The 19,539-nt window shown below is 71.9% G+C and carries 17 protein-coding genes; 12 read left to right on the plus strand and 5 right to left on the minus strand.

The genetic code is table 11. The features are described 5' to 3' along the window. From CCR87_RS10165 to CCR87_RS10195, 7 genes are all read left to right on the plus strand, one after another. Window positions 1-1,058 (plus strand): flavodoxin domain-containing protein (locus CCR87_RS10165; protein WP_201157415.1); only part of this gene is annotated, 1,058 nt, incomplete at its 5' end. A 134-nt stretch (window positions 1,059-1,192) separates the two neighbouring features. Next, window positions 1,193-2,170, plus strand: a complete 978-nt coding sequence (speB, locus tag CCR87_RS10170; protein ID WP_201157416.1) for an agmatinase — start codon at window positions 1,193-1,195, stop codon at window positions 2,168-2,170. After that, window positions 2,170-3,237 carry an ABC transporter substrate-binding protein gene (locus tag CCR87_RS10175; protein WP_201157417.1) on the plus strand — a complete coding sequence of 356 codons (1,068 nt, stop codon included), beginning with the start codon at window positions 2,170-2,172 and terminating at the stop codon, window positions 3,235-3,237. The genes speB and CCR87_RS10175 overlap by 1 nt, the downstream gene beginning before the upstream one ends. A 52-nt stretch (window positions 3,238-3,289) precedes the next feature. Next, entirely contained in the window at window positions 3,290-4,324 is a 1,035-nt protein-coding gene (locus CCR87_RS10180) for an ABC transporter ATP-binding protein (protein ID WP_201157418.1), read from the plus strand. Beyond that, window positions 4,321-5,166: an ABC transporter permease gene (locus tag CCR87_RS10185; RefSeq protein WP_201157419.1), complete on the plus strand. Its 846-nt coding sequence runs from the start codon at window positions 4,321-4,323 to the stop codon at window positions 5,164-5,166. Before CCR87_RS10180 ends, CCR87_RS10185 begins: the two co-directional genes overlap by 4 nt. Further along, complete coding sequence (locus CCR87_RS10190; RefSeq protein ID WP_201157420.1) at window positions 5,163-5,957, plus strand: ABC transporter permease; 795 nt, start codon at window positions 5,163-5,165, stop codon at window positions 5,955-5,957. Before CCR87_RS10185 ends, CCR87_RS10190 begins: the two co-directional genes overlap by 4 nt. Further along, window positions 5,954-6,724 carry a carbon-nitrogen hydrolase family protein gene (locus CCR87_RS10195; protein ID WP_201157421.1) on the plus strand — a complete coding sequence of 257 codons (771 nt, stop codon included), beginning with the start codon at window positions 5,954-5,956 and terminating at the stop codon, window positions 6,722-6,724. Before CCR87_RS10190 ends, CCR87_RS10195 begins: the two co-directional genes overlap by 4 nt. A 121-nt stretch (window positions 6,725-6,845) precedes the next feature. On the opposite strand, the gene CCR87_RS10200 is transcribed toward CCR87_RS10195, so the two are convergent. Continuing rightward, on the minus strand, window positions 6,846-8,243 hold the full coding sequence (locus CCR87_RS10200) for an aspartate aminotransferase family protein (protein WP_201157431.1): 1,398 nt from the start codon (window positions 8,241-8,243) through the stop codon (window positions 6,846-6,848). 150 nt (window positions 8,244-8,393) lie between these two features. Here CCR87_RS10200 and CCR87_RS10205 point away from each other — a divergent pair, with 150 nt between their 5' ends. Together CCR87_RS10205 and CCR87_RS10210 are read left to right on the plus strand one after the other, a co-directional pair. Beyond that, a complete protein-coding gene (locus CCR87_RS10205) occupies window positions 8,394-9,368 on the plus strand; it encodes an XdhC family protein (protein WP_201157422.1) in 975 nt (324 codons plus the stop codon). A gap of 3 nt (window positions 9,369-9,371) precedes the next feature. Continuing rightward, entirely contained in the window at window positions 9,372-10,376 is a 1,005-nt protein-coding gene (locus CCR87_RS10210) for a molybdopterin-binding domain-containing protein (RefSeq protein WP_201157423.1), read from the plus strand. Between the two features lie 218 nt (window positions 10,377-10,594). Here the strand turns inward: CCR87_RS10210 and glpK are convergent, their stop codons facing one another. Continuing rightward, window positions 10,595-12,085, minus strand: a complete 1,491-nt coding sequence (gene glpK / locus CCR87_RS10215; RefSeq protein ID WP_201157424.1) for a glycerol kinase GlpK — start codon at window positions 12,083-12,085, stop codon at window positions 10,595-10,597. A 140-nt stretch (window positions 12,086-12,225) separates the two neighbouring features. After that, window positions 12,226-13,824, minus strand: coding sequence for a glycerol-3-phosphate dehydrogenase (gene glpD / locus CCR87_RS10220; RefSeq protein ID WP_201157425.1), 1,599 nt, complete (start codon window positions 13,822-13,824; stop codon window positions 12,226-12,228). Window positions 13,825-14,506: 682 nt separating this feature from the next. Here glpD and CCR87_RS10225 point away from each other — a divergent pair. Next, window positions 14,507-16,036: a CHAD domain-containing protein gene (locus CCR87_RS10225; RefSeq protein WP_201157426.1), complete on the plus strand. Its 1,530-nt coding sequence runs from the start codon at window positions 14,507-14,509 to the stop codon at window positions 16,034-16,036. Continuing rightward, window positions 16,033-16,776, plus strand: a complete 744-nt coding sequence (locus CCR87_RS10230; RefSeq protein ID WP_201157427.1) for a ParA family protein — start codon at window positions 16,033-16,035, stop codon at window positions 16,774-16,776. The genes CCR87_RS10225 and CCR87_RS10230 overlap by 4 nt, the downstream gene beginning before the upstream one ends. Window positions 16,777-16,801: 25 nt before the next feature. Here the strand turns inward: CCR87_RS10230 and CCR87_RS10235 are convergent, their stop codons facing one another. Then, the gene (locus tag CCR87_RS10235) at window positions 16,802-17,971 is read right to left on the minus strand and encodes a lytic murein transglycosylase (RefSeq protein WP_201157428.1); all 1,170 of its coding nucleotides are present in this window, start codon (window positions 17,969-17,971) and stop codon (window positions 16,802-16,804) included. 453 nt (window positions 17,972-18,424) lie between these two features. Between CCR87_RS10235 and tspO the strand changes: the two genes are divergently transcribed. Continuing rightward, window positions 18,425-18,883, plus strand: a complete 459-nt coding sequence (gene tspO / locus CCR87_RS10240) for a tryptophan-rich sensory protein TspO (protein ID WP_201157429.1) — start codon at window positions 18,425-18,427, stop codon at window positions 18,881-18,883. Between the two features lie 73 nt (window positions 18,884-18,956). Here tspO and scpB read toward each other — a convergent pair whose 3' ends face one another. Next, window positions 18,957-19,538, minus strand: coding sequence for an SMC-Scp complex subunit ScpB (scpB, locus tag CCR87_RS10245; RefSeq protein WP_338048909.1), 582 nt, complete (start codon window positions 19,536-19,538; stop codon window positions 18,957-18,959). Between the last annotated feature and the right edge of the window lies 1 nt (window position 19,539).

Consider the following 19,539-nt stretch of genomic DNA (forward strand, 5'->3'; position numbering starts at 1 on the left):
CGCTGGCGGGCGCGGATCTGGGGGGGGTGCGCTTTGGCCTTCTGGCGCTGGGGGATTCGGGATACCGCCGGTTCTGTGCCGGGGGGCTGACGCTGCGGGCGGCCCTGCTGGCGGCGGGGGCCGAGGAGGTCGCGCCGGTGGTCCGCGTCGACGGCGACCCCGCCACGCCATGGGCGGGCTGGCTTGCGGACATGGCCGCGCGGCTGGACCTGAACGCCGCCACCACCGCCGAGGCCCCCGAGGCCGACCGCCCCGTGCAGCTGACGCTGCGCGCGCGCGGCCAACTCAATGATCCCGCCGACCCGGCCACCCACGAGGTCTGGGCGCTGGATCTGTGCCCGGAGGCGCCGCTGCGGTGGCAGCCGGGCGATCTGCTGCTGGTGCGCCCCGCCGAGGGCGGGCCCGCGCGCCCCTATTCCATCGGCTCCAGCCCGCTGGAGGGGCGTGACGCGCTCGCGCTGACCGTCTCGCTGGTGGTCCATGACGGCCCCGAGGGGCGGCGCTTCGGGCAGGTCTCGCACCTTCTGTGCCGCGGCCTTGCGGTGGGCGACCGGCTGGAGGGGCGGCTGCGTCGCCACCCCGCCTTCCACCTGCCCGACGATCCCGACCGCCCCGTGGTGATGGTCGCCACCGGCTGCGGCATCGCGCCGTTCCCCGGCTTTGCCGCGCACAAGGCCGCAGGGGGGTATCGCGGCCCGATGTGGCTGTTTTTCGGCACGCAGAAGCGCGCGGGTGATTATTTCCACGGCGACCGGCTGGAGGGGTGGCACCGTGACGGCGTGCTGGAGCGGCTGGACACCGCCTTCAACCTCGACCCGCAGGGGGGGGGCTTCGTGCAGGACCGGATGCTGGCGCGGGGGGCGGAGCTGGTTGACTGGCTGATGCGGGGGGATGCGGTGCTGTATGCCTGCGGGCGTCGGCGCACGGTGGGCGAGGGGGTCCGCAGTGCCCTGCGGGTGATTCTGGTGGCGCATGGCGCCCTCGGCCCGGCCGAGGCTGACGCGCAACTCCACGCCTGGGAGGCCGAGGGGCGGCTGCGCTTCGACCTGACCGACTGATCTCGGCCGGTTCCGGCGGGGGGGGGCGGCGCCGTGCCCACCGCCTCGACGACGGCTGACATCCCCGTTACGAAAGCGTCATGGCTGCGGCATGGCGCCACGGCCGCAGGCGCTGCGACCGGGAAGGGACGGAGATGGACCACACGACCTTCAACCAGCCGCTGGGCGGCAACGACATGCCGCGCTTCGGCGGCCCGGCGACGATGATGCGCCTGCCCGCGCAGCCCACCGCCGAAGGGCTGGACGTGGCGTTCGTGGGCGTGCCGATGGACATCGGCACCTCCAACCGCGCGGGCACCCGCCACGGGCCGCGCCAGATCCGGGACGAAAGCCGGATGCTGCGGCCGTTCAACATGGCCACGGGGGCCGCGCCCTTTGCCCATCTTCAGGTGGCCGATGTGGGCGATGTGCCGATCAACACGTTTGACCTGAAGAAGTCGGTGGACATCATCACCGGGTTTCACGCGGACATCCTGTCCCATGGCGCGGTGCCGCTGACGCTGGGGGGCGATCACACGCTGACCTGGCCGGTGCTGCGCGCGATCCGCGACCGCCACGGCCCCGTCGCGCTGATCCATGTGGACGCGCATGCCGACATCAACGACACCATGTTCGGCGAAACTGTCGCCCACGGCTGCCCGTTCCGCCGCGCCTGGGAGGACGGCTGCCTCATCAACGACCGGGTGTTCCAGATCGGCCTGCGCGGGACCGGATACGCACCGGACGATTTCGACTGGGGCCGGCAGCAGGGCTGGACCGTGATCCAGGCCGAGGCCTGCTGGCACCGCTCGCTGGTGCCGCTGATGGCGAAGGTCCGCGCGGCCATCGGCGATGCGCCGGTGTACCTGTCCTTCGACATCGACAGCCTGGACCCCGCCTTCGCCCCCGGAACCGGCACGGTGGAGCCCGGCGGCCTGACAATCTGGCAGGGCCTCGAAATTGTGCGCGGATGTGCGGGGTTGAACCTTGTCGGCGGCGATCTGGTCGAAGTATCGCCGCCCTATGACCCGTCGGGCAACACCGCGCTGATCGGGGCCAATCTGCTTTACGAGATGCTGTGCGTCCTGCCCGGCGTGCCGCAGGGAAAACAAGTCCAGATGGGAGACTGGTGATGCAAAGACGCTCATTCCTGATGACCGGGGCCGCCACGGGGCTGGCGGTCATGGCCGCGCCCGCGATCCTGCGTGCGCAATCGACGCCGCTCAAGGTCGGCACCTATGGCGGGTTCTTCCAGGACAGCTTCGACGCCCACATCTTTCCCGACTTCACCGCCGAGACCGGGATCGATGTCGAGAGCATCGGCACCCCCACCGGCGAGGCGTGGCTGGTGCAGCTGCAACAGGCCGCCCGCGCCCGGCAGGCTCCGGCGGATGTGTCGATGATGGCGCAGGTTGCGCGCATCCGGGGCGAGCGTGCGGGGCTGTGGGCGGAGCTTGACCGCGCCGCGGTGCCCAACATCGCCAACCTGCCGGACCACTTCGTGCACGCCTATGACGACGGGCGGTTCTATGGCACCGGGGCGGTGAGCTGGTACATCAGCCTCGTGACCAACACCGAGGTCTTTCCGCAGGCGCCGACCTCGTGGACCGCGCTGTGGGATGACGCAAACCGCGACCGGCTGGGCCTGCTGGCGCTGGCGTCGAACTCGTTCCTGCTGGAGATCACGGCGACCACCTTCTTTGGCGGCACCGACATCCTGGCCACCGAGGAGGGCGTGACGGAGGTGCTCGACAAGCTTGCGGAGCTGCGCCCCAACGTGCGGCTGTGGTACCGCGACGAGGGCCAGTTCCAGCAGGCGCTGGAGACCGGCGAGATCCCGATGGGCCAGTATTACCACGATGTGACCGGCCTTGCGGCGGCCGACGGCCAGCCCGTGCGCTCCACCTTTCCGCAGGAGGGCGCGGTGCTCGACAGCGGCTCGTGGGTGGTGTCGTCCGCCTCGGAGGCGATCGATCAGGCGCAGACCTTCATCGACTACATGGCCCGCCCCGAGGTCCAGGCCAAGCTTGCGCGATTTGTCGGCACCGCGCCCACCGTCGACCGCGCGCTGACCGACCTGACGGACGAGGAATTCGCCGCCGTCGCCTCGGACGGGGCGCCGATCCTGCCCTATTACGATCTGTATGTGGACCGCGCCGACTGGGTGAACCAGCGCTGGTCCGAGATGATCACGGGCTGAAGGCGGGGGCGGCCCGGGGGACCGGGCCGCCCGCAAACCGGGGGGGGATGCGATGACCGAGCTGTCGCTGCGCGGCCTGACCAAGCGTTTCGGCGCGATGACGGCCGTGGATGACGTGTCGCTGGACATTCCCGAGGGGCGGTTCGTGTGCCTTCTGGGGCCCTCGGGCTGTGGCAAGACGACGCTTTTGCGGCTGATCGCCGGACTGGAGGCGCCGAGCTCGGGCGCGGTGCTGGTGGCGGGGCGCGACCAGACCGACACCCCCGCCCACAAGCGCGACTTCGGCATGGTGTTCCAGTCCCTGGCGCTGTTTCCCCACCTGAGCGTGGCCGAGAACGTCGCCTATCCGCTGGCGATCCGGGGTGTGGACCGCGCCACGCGGCGCAATCGCGCGGCCGAACTGCTGCAGATGGTGCGCCTGCCGGATCTGGGCGACCGGCGGATCCACCAGCTGTCGGGCGGGCAGCGCCAGCGCGTGGCCATCGCGCGCGGCCTTGCGATCAACCCCAGGGTCTTTCTGCTCGATGAACCCCTGTCCGCGCTCGACGCCAACCTGCGCGAGCACATGCAGATGGAGCTGCGCCAGCTGCAGCAGCGCCTGGGCGTGACCACCGTCGTCGTCACCCACGACCAGAAGGAGGCGCTGACGATGGCCGACATCCTGATCCTGATGGATGGTGGCCGGGTGCAGCAGGTGGGCGCGCCGATGGAGCTGTACCGCGATCCCGCCAATGCGTTCGTTGCCGGCTTCATCGGCAACACCAACCTGCTGCGCGGCCATCTGCGCGGGCGTGAGATGGCGGTCGCGGGCACCACCCTGACACTGGACGACGGCGACCGCATCAAGGCCCCCGACGGCCCCGCGATCCTGTCGGTGCGCCCCGAGGACACGCGGATCGCGGCCCGGGGCGTGCCTGCGCGCGTCACCTTCCTGCGCGATCTGGGCGAGAGCGTGCAGGTGGTGATGGACATGGACGGCACCGAGGTCACCGCGCTGTTCGCCCCCCGCGACCGCCCCGACGTCAGCCTGGGCGACAGCGTGCACCTGGCCTTCGAGCCCGGCCGCCGCGTGGTGCTGCCGGCATGAGCGCGCACAGGGCGACGCCCGCCTGGCTGGCACTGATCCCCGCCGCGTGGCTGGCGGTGTTCTTCCTGATCCCGTTCGCGATCATGCTCTCGGTCAGCGTGGCCCACCGCGTGCCCGGCGGGTTCTTCGAGCCGGGGTTCGAGATCGACAGCTATGCCCGGCTGATGACGCCGTTCTTCGGGCGCATCCTGATGACGTCGGTGGCGGTGGCGGCGGGGGCGGCGGCGATCTGCGTGGTGCTGGCGTTTCCGTTCACGGTGATCCTGGCGGGGATGCGCGCGCGGGGCCAGACGCTGGTTCTGGTGGTGCTGCTGGCGGTGCTGTCGCTGTCGGAGGTCATCATCGGGTTCTCGCTGTCGACGCTTCTGTCGCGCACGGCGGGCGTGGGCAACCTGCTGGCCTGGGCCGGGCTGATCGCGGAGCCGCGCGCCTATACCCCGGGGCTGTTCGCGCTGATGCTGGGCTTGTGTTACCTCGGGCTGCCCTATGCGGTGCTGGTGCTGTACCCGCCGGTGTCGCGGCTGGACCCGGAACTGGGCGAGGCCGCGCGGATCATGGGCGCCTCGCCCCTGCGGGTGTTCTGGACGGTGACGGTGCCGGTGCTGCGCGCGCCCATCGCGGGCGCGTTCGTGCTGGTGTTCGTGTTCACGCTGGGGGCGTATCTGCTGCCGCAGCTGCTGGGCCGTCCGCGGCACTGGACGCTGTCGGTGCACATCACCGACCAGGCGATCTTCCAGTCCAACCTGCCGTTCGCGGCCGCGATGGCGGTGGTTCTGCTGCTGGTGTCGCTGGCGCTGGTGGGGGTGTCGCTGCTGCTGGGCCGCGGGGGGGCCCGCGCATGAGCCGCCTCGGCCGCGCCTTCGTTCTGGTGATCCTCGGGCTTTTGCTGGCCCCGCTGGTGGTGGTTGCGGGGGTGTCGCTCAATGGCACGCAAAGCCTGCGGTTCCCGCCGGTCGATCCGTCGTTGCGCTGGTACGGAGCACTGTGGAGCAACGCCGACTGGATGGCGGCGCTGGGCAATTCGATGCTGATCGCGGCGCTGGCGGGCGTGCTGGCGGTGGCGGTGGCGCTGCCGCTCGCGCTGCATGTGTGGGCGCGCGACGGGGTCGTGGCGCGGGCCTTGCAGACGCTGGGGGTGGCGCCGTTCATGCTGCCGCCGGTGATCTCGGCGCTGGGGTTTCTGGTGTTCTGGGTGTCGGTGGGGATGTACGGGCAGATGACGGCCACGGTGGTCTCGCACGCCGTGTTCTTGGTGACGCTGCCGCTGGTGACGATCTCGCTGGGGTTGCGGGGGATCGATCCGGCGCTGATCGAGGCGGCGCGGGTGATGGGCGCGGGGCGCTGGACGGTGCTGCGCACGGTCGTGCTGCCGCTGATCGCGCCCTACATGATCTCGGGCTACGCCTTTGTCTTCGTGCTGTCGCTGAACGAATACATCATCGCCTACATGGTCGCGGGGTTCACGGTGGAGACCCTGCCGATCCGCATCTTCAACAGCCTGCGCTATGGCTACACGCCGATCATGGGGGTGGTGTCGGTGCTGTTCGTGGCGGTGGCGCTGGTGGTGTTCGGGCTGATCGGGCGGTTCGGCAACCTGCCGCGCCTGCTGGGCGCCGAGAGGGCGCGCGAATGACCCGCCTGGCCCTGTGGCAGGGCGCGGGCGTGCCGGGCGATCTGTCCGCCACCGTGGCCGAGGTGGCGCGCGTGACCGAGGCGGCGGCCGGGTCCGACATCCTCGTGTTTCCCGAGGGGTTCCTGACGGGATACCACATCCCCGGCCTGGCCCCCGGCGCCCTGCCGGGGGTGGAGGGGGCGCTGCGCGCCGTCGCCGCCATCGCCGCGCGCGCGGGGATGTGGCTGGTGATGGGCACGCATCTTGATGACGGCACCACCCTGCGCAACGCCGCTGTGATCCTTGGCCCCGACGGGCGCGAACACGGCCGATATGCCAAGCGTGCGCTGTTCGGCGCGTGGGAAAAGGCGACCTTTGCCCCCGGCACCACGCCCGTCAGCTTTGACGCGGGCGGGCTGAGGGTGGGGGTCGCGATCTGCTACGACGTGGAGTTTCCCGAGCTGATCCGCGCCCATGCGCTGGCGGGCGCGCAGCTTGTGGTGGTGCCCACCGCGCTGATGGTCCCGCACGACCGCGTCGCGCGCCAGATCGTGCCGGTGCGCGCGCTGGAGAACCAGATCTTCATGGGCTACGCCAACCGCGCGGGCACCGAGCCGGGCCTGACCTTCACCGGCCTGTCGTGCATCTGCGGCCCGGGCGGCGAGGTCCTGGCCCGGGCGGGCGCGGAGCCTGTGTTGCTGACCGCCGACCTCGACCCCGCCGCGCTGCGGGCCGAGCGGGCCGAGGCGTGCTACCTCAGCGATCTCGCCGAGCTGACGGGTCTCTGAGGGGCTTTTGACGGGCCTGTGGCGCGGGCCATTCGCGACGCCGGGCAGGTGGCGGGGCAGGGCTCGGGCCTGCGCCCGGCCCGTGACACTGGCCCCCCCGGCCCGCCCCCGGTCCGGAGCCTCAGGCCGCCGCGCGCAGCAGGCCGTCGGTGCGCAGGATGGCGTGCGCCTCGTCCAGCGCGGTGCGTGCGCGCGCCACCAGCAGGTCGATGTCGCCCGGCGTGATGATCAGCGGGGGCGAGATCACCATCCGGTCGCCGACATGGCGCATCACCAGGTTGTTGGCAAAGCACCGCTCGCGGGTGACGAAACCGGCGGTGCCCGGCTCGGCCGCGAATTTCGCGCGTGTCGCCTTGTCGGGCGTCAGCGCCACCGCCCCAAGCAGGCCCACGCTGACGGCCTCGCCCACCAGCGGATGGTCGGCCAGCGACGCCCAGGCCTCGGCCAGATGCGGGGCGGCCACGCGGTTCACATGGCCGAGGATGTCCTCCTCCTCCAGGATGCGCAGGTTCTCCAGCGCGACGGCGGCCGCCACGGGATGCCCGGAATAGGTATAGCCGTGGTAGAACTCGCCGTGGCTCAGCGTCTCCGCGACCTCGTCGCAGACCACCGAGCCGCCGATGGGCTGGTAGCCCGACGACAGCCCCTTGGCGATGGTCATGATGTGGGGCCGGATGCCGAAATGCTGGCTGCCGAACCAGTGGCCGGTGCGGCCAAAGCCGCAGATCACCTCGTCGGCGACCAGCAGGATCTCGTACTTGTCGCAGATGCGCTGGATCTCGGGCCAGTAGGTCTCGGGCGGGATGATGACGCCGCCGGCGCCCTGGATGGGTTCGGCGATGAAGGCGGCGACGCGGTCCTCACCCAGCTCGAGGATCTTCTCCTCCAGCTGGCGGGCACGGGCGAGGCCGAATTCGGCGGGCGTCATGTCGCCACCCTCGCCGTACCAGTAGGGCTGGTCGATGTGCACGATCCCCGGCAGCGGCAGGCCGCCCTGGCTGTGCATCGCCTGCATGCCGCCCAAGGAGGCGCTGCCCATGGACGAGCCGTGATAGGCGTTCTTGCGCGAGATGAAGACCGTCTTCTCCGGCTTGCCCTTCACCGCCCAGTAATGGCGCACCATCCGCAGGTTGGTGTCGTTCGCCTCCGACCCCGATCCGGCAAAGAAGACGTGGTTCAGATCGCCCGGCGCCAGTTCGGCGATGCGCGCGGCCAGCGCGATGGCGGGCACATGCGTGGTCTGGAAGAACGTGTTGTAATACGGCAGCTCGCGCATCTGGCGCGCGGCGGCGTCGGCCAGCTCGGTCCGGCCATAGCCGATGTTGACGCACCACAGCCCCGCCATCCCGTCGAGGATCTCGGTCCCCTCGCTGTCCCACAGCCGCACGCCGTCGGCGCGGGTGATCACCCGCGCGCCCTTCTTCTCCAGCGCGGCGGCGTCGGTGAAGGGGTGCATGTGATGGGCCGCATCGAGCGCGCGCAGCTCGGCGGTGGGCATGTGGTTGGTGATCGGCTGCATGATCTGCTCCTGTTCGGGGTTGGCCACAGGATACAGCGCCGTGGCGGGTCGTCAATGCAATTTGATCAAATTGTGCGGCGGTGGCCCCTCTGGCCAGCGAACGGGGGGCGCGCCATACTGTCGCCCGTTGGGCCGGAGGGGGGACAGGCGATGCAGGACAGCCCGGAAATCGCGCTGGAATGGCTGCGCGCGGGGCGCGGCGCGGCGCTGGCCACGGTGATCGAGACATGGGGCAGCGCGCCGCGCCCGGTGGGCAGCCAGCTGGCGGTGTCGGGCGCGGGAGAGATCGCGGGCTCCGTCTCGGGTGGCTGTGTCGAAGGCGCGGTGGTGGCCGAGGCGCTGGAGGCGCTGGAGGACGGGCGCCCGCGCATCCTGACCTTTGGCGTCAGCGACGACGATGCCTTTGCCGTGGGGCTGGCCTGTGGCGGAACCATCCGCGTGCTGGTGGAGCCGGTGGGCGCGGCCGCCCCCGCGCTGTCGCCCGACCTGCTGGCGGCGCTGGTGGCGGCGCGGGCGGCGCGCCGGCCGGTGGCCTGCCTCACCGACCTGGCGACCTGGGACCGCCGGCTGGTCCCCGCGCCCGAGGCCGACGCGGCCCTGGCCGAGCGGTTCCGCGCCGACCGCTCCGGCCCCGACGGCGACACCTTCGTTGCCATCCACAACCCGCCGCTGCGGCTGGTTGTCGTGGGCGCGGTGCATATCGCGCAGCCGCTGGTGGCGATGGCGCGGATGGCGGGCTTCGACCCCGCCGTGGTGGACCCGCGCGCGGCATTTGCCAGCCCCGAGCGGTTCCCGGGCCAGCCCCTCAGCCACGACTGGCCGGACGCGGCGCTGACGGCGCTGGGACTGGATGCGCGCACCGCGGTAGTGACGCTGACGCATGACCCCAAGCTCGATGATCCCGCGATCCTGACGGCGCTGGGGGCGCCGGTGTTCTATCTCGGCTGCCTCGGCTCCACGCGCACGCACGCCAAGCGGCTGGAGCGGTTGCGCGCGGCGGGCGTGGCCGAGGCCGAGCTTGCCCGCCTGCGCGCGCCCGTGGGCCTGCCCATCGGCGCGCGCAGCCCGGCCGAGATCGCGGTGGCGATCCTCGCGCAGATCATCGAGACGCTGCGGAAGGGCTGAGCCATGCGCTTTGGCCCCGTGCCGCTGGCCCAGGCCGAGGGCGCGATCCTGGCGCATTCGCTGCACGCGGGCGCGGTGCGCCTGCGCAAGGGGCAGGTGCTGGGCCCGGCTGCGCTGGCGCAGCTGGCGGCGGCGGGGGTGGGGCAGGTGGTCGTGGCCCGCCCCGACCCCGGTGACGTGCCCGAGGATGCCGCCGCCGCGTCCCTCGCTGCGGCGCTGGTGCCCGACGAAGGTGCGGCGTGTCTGGTGCGTGCGGCGCCGTTTACCGGGCGCGCCAACCTGCACGCCGGCGCCGCCGGGCTGGCGCTGATCGAGCGGGCGTCGGTCGATGCGCTGAACGCGGTCGATCCGGCGATCACGCTGGCCACGCTGGCGCCGTTCACGCGGGTGGCGCCGGGGGTGCTGGTGGCGACGGTCAAGGTGATCCCCTACGCCGTGCCGGGTCCGGCGCTGGCGGCGGCCTGTGCGCGGGCGTGCGATGCGGTGCGGGTTGCGCCGTTCGTGCGGCGCACCGCCGGGCTGGTGATGACCCGCGTGCCGGGACAGCCCGCACGGCTGAACGACAAGGGGGCGGCGGCGGCCGCGGCGCGGCTGGCGGGTCTGGGCATGCGGCTCGCGGCGGTGGAGGAGGTCGCGCATGACACCGCCGCCCTTGCGGGCGCGCTGGGTCGGCTACCGGGCGAGGTGGCGTTGATCCTGACCGGCTCGGCCACGGCGGATGTGGCCGACACCGGGCCCGCGGCGGTGGCGGCGGCGGGCGGTCGGATTACGCGATTCGGTCTGCCGGTCGATCCCGGCAACCTGTTGTTCCTGGGCGATCTGGGCGGGCGCCCGGTGGTCGGCCTGCCCGGCAGCGCACGTTCGCCGGTGCCGCATGGCGCCGATTGGGTGCTGGAGCGGGTGGCCTGCGGGCTGGCGGTCGGCGCGGCGGAGGTCGCGGCGATGGGTGTGGGGGGCCTCCTCAAGGAGATCCCCACCCGCCCCCACCCGCGCGAGCGGCGCCGCTGACGGCCCCGCGTCCATTGGCGGCCCGCGCCGGGGAACCCCGGTCGCGCGCGGCGGCGATCCGGGCCGTGGTCCCCCGTCTGGCCTGCTGCATGGCCTGCTGCGTGACCAGCCGAATGCCGGGCCGACTGTTGGGCCGCATATCGGGCCGCCCGCCGCGCGGCGGGCCGGGCTGGCCGCCCGTCAGGCCGCGCGCAACGCTGTTCCTGCCGCCCGCCGGGTCAGGCCGCCGCGATGGTCGCCTGGACCGCGCGCTGCCATGCGCCGTAGCGGCGGTCGCGGTTGGCCTGCGACATCTCCGGGGTGAAGCGGCGCTCCAGCGCCCAGCCGTCGGAGAACTCGGCCATGCCGGGCCAGGCCCCGGCGCGCGATCCCGCCAGCCACGCGGCCCCCAGCGCGGTCGTCTCCAGCACGCGGGGCCGGTCCACCGGGGCGCCGAGGATATCGGACAGGAACTGCATGGCGTAGTCCGACGCGCTCATGCCGCCATCGACGCGCAGCACCTCGCCCGCGCCGGCGGCGCCCCAGTCGGCGCGCATCGCCTCCAGCAGGTCGCGGGTCTGGAAGCCCACGCTCTGCAACGCTGCGCGCGCAAGCTCGGCGGGACCTGCGTTGCGCGTCAGCCCATAGATCGCGCCGCGCACCTGCGGCTTCCAGTGCGGCGCGCCGAGGCCGGTAAAGGCGGGCACCAGGATCACCTCCTGTTCCGGGTCGGCGCGGTCGGCCAGGCCCTGCGTCTCGGGGGCGGCGCGGATGATCTTCAGCCCGTCGCGCAGCCATTGCACCACCGCGCCCGCGATGAAGATCGAGCCCTCCAGCGCATAGGTGACCTCTCCGTCCAGCCGATAGGCCACGGTGGTCAGCAGGCGGTTCTCCGAGCGCACCTGGTGGGCCCCGGTGTTCAGCAGCGCGAAACACCCCGTGCCATAGGTGGATTTCAGCATCCCCGGCTGGAAGCACGCCTGCCCGATGGTCGCGGCCTGCTGGTCGCCCGCGACGCCCAGAATCGGGATCTCGCGGCCGAACAGGTCGGCGCGGGCCATGCCGAAGTCGGCGTTGCAGTCGCGCACCTCGGGCAGCATCTCCATGGGGATGTCGAGAAGCTGGCACATGCGGCTGGACCAGCGCCCCTTGGTGATGTCGTAGAGCATCGTGCGGCACGCGTTGGTGGCATCGGTGACATGCACCGCGCCGCCGGTCAGGTTCCACACCAGCCAGCTGTCGACGGTGCCGAACAGCAATTCGCCGCGCCGCGCGCGGTCGCGCGCGCCCTCCACATGGTCGAGGATCCACGCCAGCTTCGTGGCCGAGAAATACGGGTCCAGCAGCAGCCCCGTGACCTCGCGCACCATGTCCTCGGCGCCCTCGGAGCGCAGCCGGTCGCACATGTCCCAGGTGCGGCGGTCCTGCCAGACGATGGCGCGGTGGACGGGGCGGCCGGTGGCGCGGTCCCAGACCACGGTCGTCTCGCGCTGGTTGGTGATGCCGATGGCGGCGATGTCGTGGGTGCGCAGGCCCGCCCGCTCGATCGCCGCGCGGCAGGTGGCGGCGGTGGAGGACCACAGATCCCCCGCGTCATGCTCCACCCAGCCCGGCGCGGGATAGTGCTGGGTGAACTCCTGCTGTGCGGCGGCGGTGACCGACAGGTCGGGGCCAAACACGATGGCCCGGCTCGATGTGGTCCCCTGGTCGATGGCGAGTATGTGACCCATGCGCGATGTCCCCTCCCTGGTTGCGCGGTGCGATGCGTGCGGCGGGTGCCCCCCTCCCCGGGGGCGATCCCTCAAGCCCGGGCCCTCAAGCCCGGGCCCTCAAGCCCGGGCCCTCAGTTCCGGCCTCTCAGCCCGGCCTCTCAGCTCGGTGGCGCCGGATCGGGCTGCGCGCGCATCCAGTCGTCGATGGCGGCGATCTGCTCGGCGCTCAGCCGCAGGCCCAGCTTGGAGCGGCGCCAGACCACATCCTCGGCGGTGCGGGCGAACTCGGCCGCGTGCAGCCAGCGCAGTTCCGCCTCGGTCAGGGTGGCGCCGAAGTCGCGGCCCAGATCGGCGGCGGCGCGGGCGCCATCCAGCAGCTTGTGCGCCTCGGTGCCGTATGCGCGGGCGAGGCGGCGCGCCCATTCCTCGGGCAGGAACGGGTATTCGGCCTGCAGCTCGATCACCAGCCCTTCGAACCGGTCGACGGGGAAATCGCCGCCCGGCAGCGGCACGCCCGCGGTCCACGGCCCGCTGTCGGCCGGCAGGTGCGGCGCAAGCCGGGCCATCGCGCCTTCGGCCAACCGGCGATAGGTGGTGATCTTGCCGCCGAACACGTTCAGCAGCGGCGCACCGGCCGTGTCGAGCGACAGCACATAGTCACGCGTCGCCGCCGTGGCCGATTTCTGCCCGTCGTCATAGAGCGGCCGCACCCCGGAATAGGTCCACACGATGTCGTCCCGCGTCACCGGCTGCTTGAAGTAGTCCGAGGCGAAGGCGCACAGGTAATCCTGCTCCTCGGGGGTGCAGACGGCCTGCGACGGGTCGCCGGTGTGTTCGTGGTCGGTGGTGCCGATCAGCGTGAACTCGCCCTCGTACGGGATGGCAAAGATGATCCGGCCATCCGCGCCCTGGAAGAAATAGCAGCGGTCGTGGTCGAACAGCTTGCGCGTGACGATGTGGCTGCCGCGCACCAGCCGCACATGCTCGGCCGAGTTGATGCCGAGGCGGCTTGCCAGAACCTCGCTCACCCATGGCCCGCCGGCATTGATGAGGATGCGCGCGCGGACCTCCTGCTGCGTGCCGTCGGGGCGGCGGGTAGTGACGGTCCAGTGGTCGGCGTCGCGGCGGGCGCCGATGACTTCGGTGCGGGTGCGGATGGAGGCGCCGCGCGCCTCGGCGTCGCGGGCGTTGAGGATCACCAGCCGCGAATCCTCCACCCACACGTCGGAGTACTCGAACGCGCGGGCGAAGCCGGGCTTGAGCGGCCGCCCCGCGATGTCGCGCGTCAGGTCCAGCGATTTCGTCGGCGGCAGGATCTTGCGCCCGCCCAGCGCGTCATAGACCGCAAGCCCCGCGCGGATCATCCACGCCGGGCGGCGCCCCTTCAGCCAGGGCATCACCCGGCCCAGAAGCTGCGCGGCGGGCGTGTGCGCGTCGAAGCGCATCTCCGGGTCATAGGGCAGCACGAAGCGCATGGGCCAGGCGATGTGGGGCATGGCGCGCAGCAGCACCTCGCGCTCGCGCAGGGATTCGCGCACGAGGCGGACCTCGAAATACTCCAGATACCGCAGCCCGCCGTGGAACAGCTTGGTCGAGGAGGACGACGTCGCCCCCGCCAGATCGCCCTTTTCCGCCAGCACCACCGACAGCCCCCGCCCGGCCGCGTCGCGCGCGATGCCGCAGCCGTTCACGCCGCCGCCGATGATGAAGATGTCCGCCACCGTTCCGGTCGCCGTCTGCGTTGTCGTGTCGGTCAAACCGCACTCCCATTACATCTTTCACAATGTGATGCCCGCACCGCGCCCGGGTGTCGAGTCCCCGCCCCCGATGTCCGGCCACCCTGTGGCGCCGGTGATCGGGAGGTCTTGCCCTTTGGGAGCTAGCATTGCGTCGGCGCCAGCCCAGCCCGAACCCCACGGCACCCCCCAACTGGGCGACCTTGCCCGCGACCTCGTCTGATACGAGACCGCCCCGCCCGCGCGGTTGGACCCGCGCGGTTGGGCCCGCGCGGTCGGATCGGGGTGGAGCCCTCCCGACGTGGCGGGCGCCGCGACCGGTGGCCCTTGGCGCGGGCCATCCGGACGGCGATGACCCTGTGCGGTGGACCGGCGGAGCAGGCTGCGGTATCTGCGGATCGGGGATCCTGCGGTGCGGTTTGCCCGCGTCGATGAGATGGCAGAGGATGGGCGGAGTGGTGTCTTCCGGGACATGCGGGGCGGTTCGCGTCGCCCACCGCCGGGCCGACGGGGCGCGGGCGCGCGCGATGCCCGGCGCCGTGCCATCTGCCGTGCCGTTTTCCGTGGCGCGCGCCCTGCCGCGCGCCGTGCCGTGCTTCCCCATGGCGCGCCATCGCGGTGCCCGCCCCTGCGCGGCAGCGCGCCTCGACCGCGCAGCCCGGATGACGCTGAGGGCCAGCCAGGTCCCCGGCATGGTCCCGCGATGAGTGCGCGCTGGTTCGTGGTTCCCGGTCAGCGTCCGCTGGCCGCGCTCCGGGCGCTGCGCATCGGCAGCAACCGGCTGCACCCCGCGCCGCAGGCCGCCGACGGGCCGGTGGTCCTCTTTGATACGTTCGACGGGCAGGTGGCGGCCGCTGGCCGGGTGCTGCTGGGCGACGCGCGGGGCCTGATGCTGCTGGGCGGCCCGCAGGGGCCTGTCTGGCAGGACCCCGCCGTGCCCGGCTTTGTCGCCGACATGGCGGATGGTCCGGTTCGCGCCGCGCTGGGCGGGATCGTGTCGCCGCTGCGGCGGCTGTGCCCGATCGGCGAGGCGCGGCTGCTGCGACAGCCGCTGGCGCTGCGCGATGACCTCGACAAGACGCGGGTGCGCTGCGATCTTCTGGCGCTCGATGCGGGGGGGCGTCGCGCGGTGGCCCTGCTGCGGGCGCAGGCGCTGCGGGGCTATGGCCCGGCGTTGGCGCGGCTGGCCGAGGGGCTGCACGCCCTTGGGGCGGTCGAACGCCTCGATGCGCCGGGGGTGATCGCCACCCTCTTTCCCGAGCGTCAGGAGCAATTCGCCCGGCCCGCGATTGCGATGGCGCCCGACACGACCGCGTTTCGCGTGGCCACCGACATCATCCGCGCGCACATCGCCCTGGCACGCCGGACCGAGCCCGGGATCATCGACGACATCGACAGCGAGTTCCTGCACGACCACCGCGTTGCGCTGCGCAAGGTCCGCTCGGTGCTGTCGCTGTTCAAGGGGGTGTACGGCGCGGCGCAGACCGATGATCTCAAGGCGCGCTTCGCTGCGCTGATGACGCGGACCGGGCGGCTGCGTGACCTCGATGTGTACCTGATCGAGCGTCCGGCGTATCTTGCGATGGTTCCCGAGACAGTGCGCCCGGGCCTTGGGCTGCTGTTCGAGGCCTTCGCGGCAGAACGGGCGGCCGAACACAGGGACCTCAGCGACCACCTGCAAGGCGACGCCCATGCGCGCGAGATGCGCCGCCTGGCCAGGCTGTTCGACAAACCCGACGCAAGGCTGGTCCGTGGTCCGATGGCCGACCGCGCCGCCGGTGACTTTGCCCGGCGCCTGATCTGGAAACGCTATCGCAGGGTCTGCGCCATCGCCGCGTCGATCGATGACCGAACCCCGGACGCGCAGGTCCACGCGCTGCGCATCCAGTGCAAGAAGCTGCGCTACCTGTTGGAGTTCTTTGCGCCGATGTTCCCGACCGCCGAGGTCCGGCCGCTGATCCGGGCACTGAAGAAGCTGCAGGATGTTCTGGGCACCTTCAACGATTGCGCGGTGCAGCAGGCGGCGCTGGCGGGCCGGTTGCAGGGGCTGGAGGCCGCCCGGGGCGCGCGCAAGCTCGAGATGGCCAAGGGGATCGGCGCCCTGCTGACGGTGCTCGACCAGCGCCAGCGCGACGCCCGCGCGCGCGTCGTCGCAAGCTTTGCCGCCTTCGACGCCCCGGCGACGCAGGCCGGGTTCCGCGCCCTGTTCAAGACCGCAAAGGCCAGCGCATGAAGATCATCGCGTGTTATTCCAACAAGGGCGGGGTGGGAAAGACCGCGACCTCGGTCAACCTGGCGCATGCGTTGGCGCGCGACGGGCAGCGGGTGCTTCTGTGCGACCTCGATCCGCAGGGCGCGGCGGGGTTCTATCTGCGGGTGAAGCCGTCGAAAAACCTGAAGGACGACCGCTTTTTCAAGGATGTGCAGCGCTTCACCGATGCGATCCGCGGCAGCGACCACGACCGTCTCGATGTGCTGCCGGCGAACCTGAGCTTTCGCGACTTCGACGTCTTCCTTGCCCGGATGAAGAATTCCCGCTCGCGGCTGAAGAAGGCGCTGAGGGCGGGGGGCGGTGATTACGACAGTGTCGTGCTCGATTGCCCGCCCAACATCTCGACCCTGGGCGAGAGCGTCTTTCGCGCCGCCGATGCCATCGTCGTGCCGGTGATCCCGACCACCCTGTCCGAGCGGACCTTCGGGCAACTGCTCGACTTTTTCCGCGACAACGGGTTGCAGAAAAAGAAGATCCTGGGCTTCTTCTCGATGGCACAGGGGACCAAGACGTTGCACGGCCAGACCATGGCCAGGATGCGCGCGGCGTATCCGAAGCGGTTGCTCGATGTGGTCGTGCCCTTCGCCAGCGACGTGGAAAAGATGGGCCTGCACCGCGCGCCGGTCGCGGATTTCGCACCCGCAAGCGTGGCCGCGCAGGCCTATGACCGGTTGGGGCGGGCCGTGATGGCCCGGATCTGAGCGCGCGCGGCGCGGCTGCGGGCCGTCACGAGGTCAGGCCGCGCAGCAGCGCCTGTGACGGTGTTCCGGTGACGGGCAGGCCGCGGCTGGCCTGGTAGGCGCGGATCGCGGCCTCGGTGTTGCGGCCGATCACGCCGTCCGCGCCCTGTGTGTCGAAGCCGCGCGCCGTCAGCCGCTCCTGCAGGGCGATCCGGTCCGCCCTGGTCAGCCCGTTCGCATCGGGCGGAAAGCTGCCCCGCAGTGGCCCGGCCCCGCCGATCCTGTCGGCCAGATGCCCGATGCCGATCGCATAGGCGTCGGAGTTGTTGTAGCGCTTGATGACGCGGAAATTCGCCGTCGTGGCAAAGCGCGGCCCCCCCGCCTGCGGCTGGATCACCGTGCCGGAGGGGGCGCTGTCGGTCACCTCGGCGCCCCAGCGCAGGCCGCGGGTCCAGCCGTTGCGCCGCAGATACGCCGCCGCCGAGGCCAGCGCGTCGCTCGGGTCGTCGGACCAGATGTCGCGCCGCCCGTCGCCGGTGAAATCCACCGCGAATTGAAGGTACGAGGTCGGGATGAACTGCGTGTGCCCCATCGCCCCGGCCCAGCTGCCGGTCATGCGCGCCGGTGTCACGTCGCCGTTTTCCAGAATTCGCAGTGCCGCGACCAGCTGCTGTTCAAAGAACTGCCCGCGCCGCCCGTCAAAGGCCAGCGTCGATGTCGCCGAGATCACCGGCACATCCCCCCGCCGTTCGCCATAGAAGCTCTCCAATCCCCAGATGGCGGTGATGATCTCGGCCTCGACGCCGAAGCGGTCCTCGATGGCGGCGAGGGTCTGGCGGTGCCGCGCCAGCGCCGCGCGCCCCTTGCGCACCCGCTCATCCGAGACGGCGATCGAGAGATAATCCTCCAGCGTGCGGCTGAACTCGGTCTGGTTGCGGTCGCGCGTGACCACACCCGGCAGATAGCCGGTGCCCCGGAACGCCGCCGACAGCGTGGACGGCGCGATCCCCTGCGCCGCCGCCCGGCCGCGAAACGCGGCCACCCAGGCGTCATAGGCCCCGTTGGCCACCGGCCGCAGGTCATCCGGCAGCCCGTCCCGGGCACGCGTGCCCGGCCCGCCCGGCACCGGCCGCGCGCAGGCCGCGAGGCCGAGGCTCACGAGCCCCAGTCCGAACAGGCGTCGGTTGGTCTTCACGGCTGCGCTCTCCCCTTGCATGTCTGGTGCGCCACGGTGCAACCGTGCCGCCGCGCATGCAATGGCACATGGGCCCGAGCGCGGGATCGTGACACCGCGCCCCGGGGGGGGCAGACCATGACGCCGCACCCCCCGTCACACACCCCATCACGGGCGCGTCGGGCCACGTCGCCCCGGCAAAGGGGCAGGCCCGGTCTGCCGGAGGTGCCCGTTCCGGCGCCGAGGCAGGCCCGCCAGGGCCCGCGGCAGGATCGGGTCGGGGCCCGCGCCCCTTTGGCCCTGCCCTCAGGTCGGCGCGCGCCTCGTTGGTGGCACCACGCCTCCGGGGCGGGCGAGGGCCTGCGGGTCCCTGTGCCGGGGCCTGCGCGCGGGTCTTCGCCGCGGCAGGCCGACGCAGCCTGTTGCCCGCGCTTGCGAGCGGCATGGTTCGGGCCTACCCACGGAGCGGACAGTGAACAGATCACGAGGCAAGGCATGACCCTCTTTCCCCTCTACCTTGCGATCTGTGCCGTGCCCGCTGCGGCCGGGATCCTGTTCAAGCCCGGCGCATGGTACCGCGAGATCGACAAGCCCACCTGGACCCCGCCCAACCGGCTGTTCCCGGTGATCTGGGCGGTGCTGTATGTGCTGATGTCGCTGGCGGCGGCGCGGGTGGCGGCGTTGCCCGGGACGCAGGTGGCGATCGGGCTGTGGTCGTTGCAGATCGCCATCAGCACACTGTGGTCGGCGGTGTTCTTCGGGCTGCACCGCATGCTGGCGGGCGCGGTGATCATTGCGCTGCTGTGGCTGGCGGTGCTGGCGACGACACTGGCCTTCCTGAGCCACGACACGGTCGCGGCGGTGATGATGGTGCCCTATCTGTTCTGGGGGACATTTGCGCTCGCGCTCAACCTGTCGGTCTGGCGGCGCAATCCGGAGGCGGTGTCCGCCTGAGGCTGGGGCTGGCATCGGCGGCGGGTCGCGGCCTCCGGCACGGTCTTTCCGGGGCCGCCGGATGGTGGTGGGGTCAGTCGTCGAACAGGCCGCCCTGCGCGGGGTCCGGCGCGGTGTCGTCGTCGGCGGTGTCCTGTGGCATCGCTCCGGTGCCGGGCCGCGCGTCCAGCAGGCCGGCCGCGCGCAGCTCGGCCAGGCCCGGCAGGTCGCGGGCGCTTTCCAGTCCGAAGTGATCGAGGAACCCGTCGGTCACGAGATAGGTGACAGGCCGCCCCGGCGTCGCGCGGCGGCGGCCGAAGCGCACCCATTCCAGATCCAGCAGCAGATCCAGCGTGCCGCGGCTGACGGCGACACCGCGGATCTCCTCGATCTCGGCGCGGGTGACGGGCTGGTGATAGGCGATGATGGCCAGCGTCTCGATGGCGGCACGGCTGAGCTTGCGGGTCTCCTGCCGTTCGGGATGCATCAAGGCGGCAAGGTCGGGCGCGGTGCGGAACGCCCAGGCATCGCCGGTGCGGCGCAGCTCCACCCCGCGCCCGGCGTACCGCTCGGCCAACGCGCGCAGGGCCACGCCGGGGGTGCTGCCATGGGGCAGGCGGGCGGTCAGCTCGGCCAGCGTCACCGGCGTGGCGGAGGCGAACAGGATCGCCTCCACC

This window comes from Rhodobaculum claviforme (genome assembly GCF_016653255.1).
GTDB lineage: Bacteria > Pseudomonadota > Alphaproteobacteria > Rhodobacterales > Rhodobacteraceae > Rhodobaculum > Rhodobaculum claviforme.

What these genes read in the sequence shown, in the direction of transcription:
- glpK (WP_201157424.1), bottom strand. Translation starts at nt 12,085, where the DNA reads ATGGGTCACATACTCGCCATCGACCAGGGGACCACATCGAGCCGGGCC.
- CCR87_RS10185 (WP_201157419.1), top strand. Translation starts at nt 4,321, where the DNA reads ATGAGCGCGCACAGGGCGACGCCCGCCTGGCTGGCACTGATCCCCGCC.
- CCR87_RS10195 (WP_201157421.1), top strand. Translation starts at nt 5,954, where the DNA reads ATGACCCGCCTGGCCCTGTGGCAGGGCGCGGGCGTGCCGGGCGATCTG.
- CCR87_RS10190 (WP_201157420.1), top strand. Translation starts at nt 5,163, where the DNA reads ATGAGCCGCCTCGGCCGCGCCTTCGTTCTGGTGATCCTCGGGCTTTTG.
- tspO (WP_201157429.1), top strand. Translation starts at nt 18,425, where the DNA reads ATGACCCTCTTTCCCCTCTACCTTGCGATCTGTGCCGTGCCCGCTGCG.
- CCR87_RS10235 (WP_201157428.1), bottom strand. Translation starts at nt 17,971, where the DNA reads ATGCAAGGGGAGAGCGCAGCCGTGAAGACCAACCGACGCCTGTTCGGA.
- CCR87_RS10175 (WP_201157417.1), top strand. Translation starts at nt 2,170, where the DNA reads ATGCAAAGACGCTCATTCCTGATGACCGGGGCCGCCACGGGGCTGGCG.
- CCR87_RS10200 (WP_201157431.1), bottom strand. Translation starts at nt 8,243, where the DNA reads ATGCAGCCGATCACCAACCACATGCCCACCGCCGAGCTGCGCGCGCTC.
- CCR87_RS10205 (WP_201157422.1), top strand. Translation starts at nt 8,394, where the DNA reads ATGCAGGACAGCCCGGAAATCGCGCTGGAATGGCTGCGCGCGGGGCGC.
- CCR87_RS10210 (WP_201157423.1), top strand. Translation starts at nt 9,372, where the DNA reads ATGCGCTTTGGCCCCGTGCCGCTGGCCCAGGCCGAGGGCGCGATCCTG.
- speB (WP_201157416.1), top strand. Translation starts at nt 1,193, where the DNA reads ATGGACCACACGACCTTCAACCAGCCGCTGGGCGGCAACGACATGCCG.
- CCR87_RS10230 (WP_201157427.1), top strand. Translation starts at nt 16,033, where the DNA reads ATGAAGATCATCGCGTGTTATTCCAACAAGGGCGGGGTGGGAAAGACC.
- CCR87_RS10180 (WP_201157418.1), top strand. Translation starts at nt 3,290, where the DNA reads ATGACCGAGCTGTCGCTGCGCGGCCTGACCAAGCGTTTCGGCGCGATG.
- CCR87_RS10225 (WP_201157426.1), top strand. Translation starts at nt 14,507, where the DNA reads ATGAGTGCGCGCTGGTTCGTGGTTCCCGGTCAGCGTCCGCTGGCCGCG.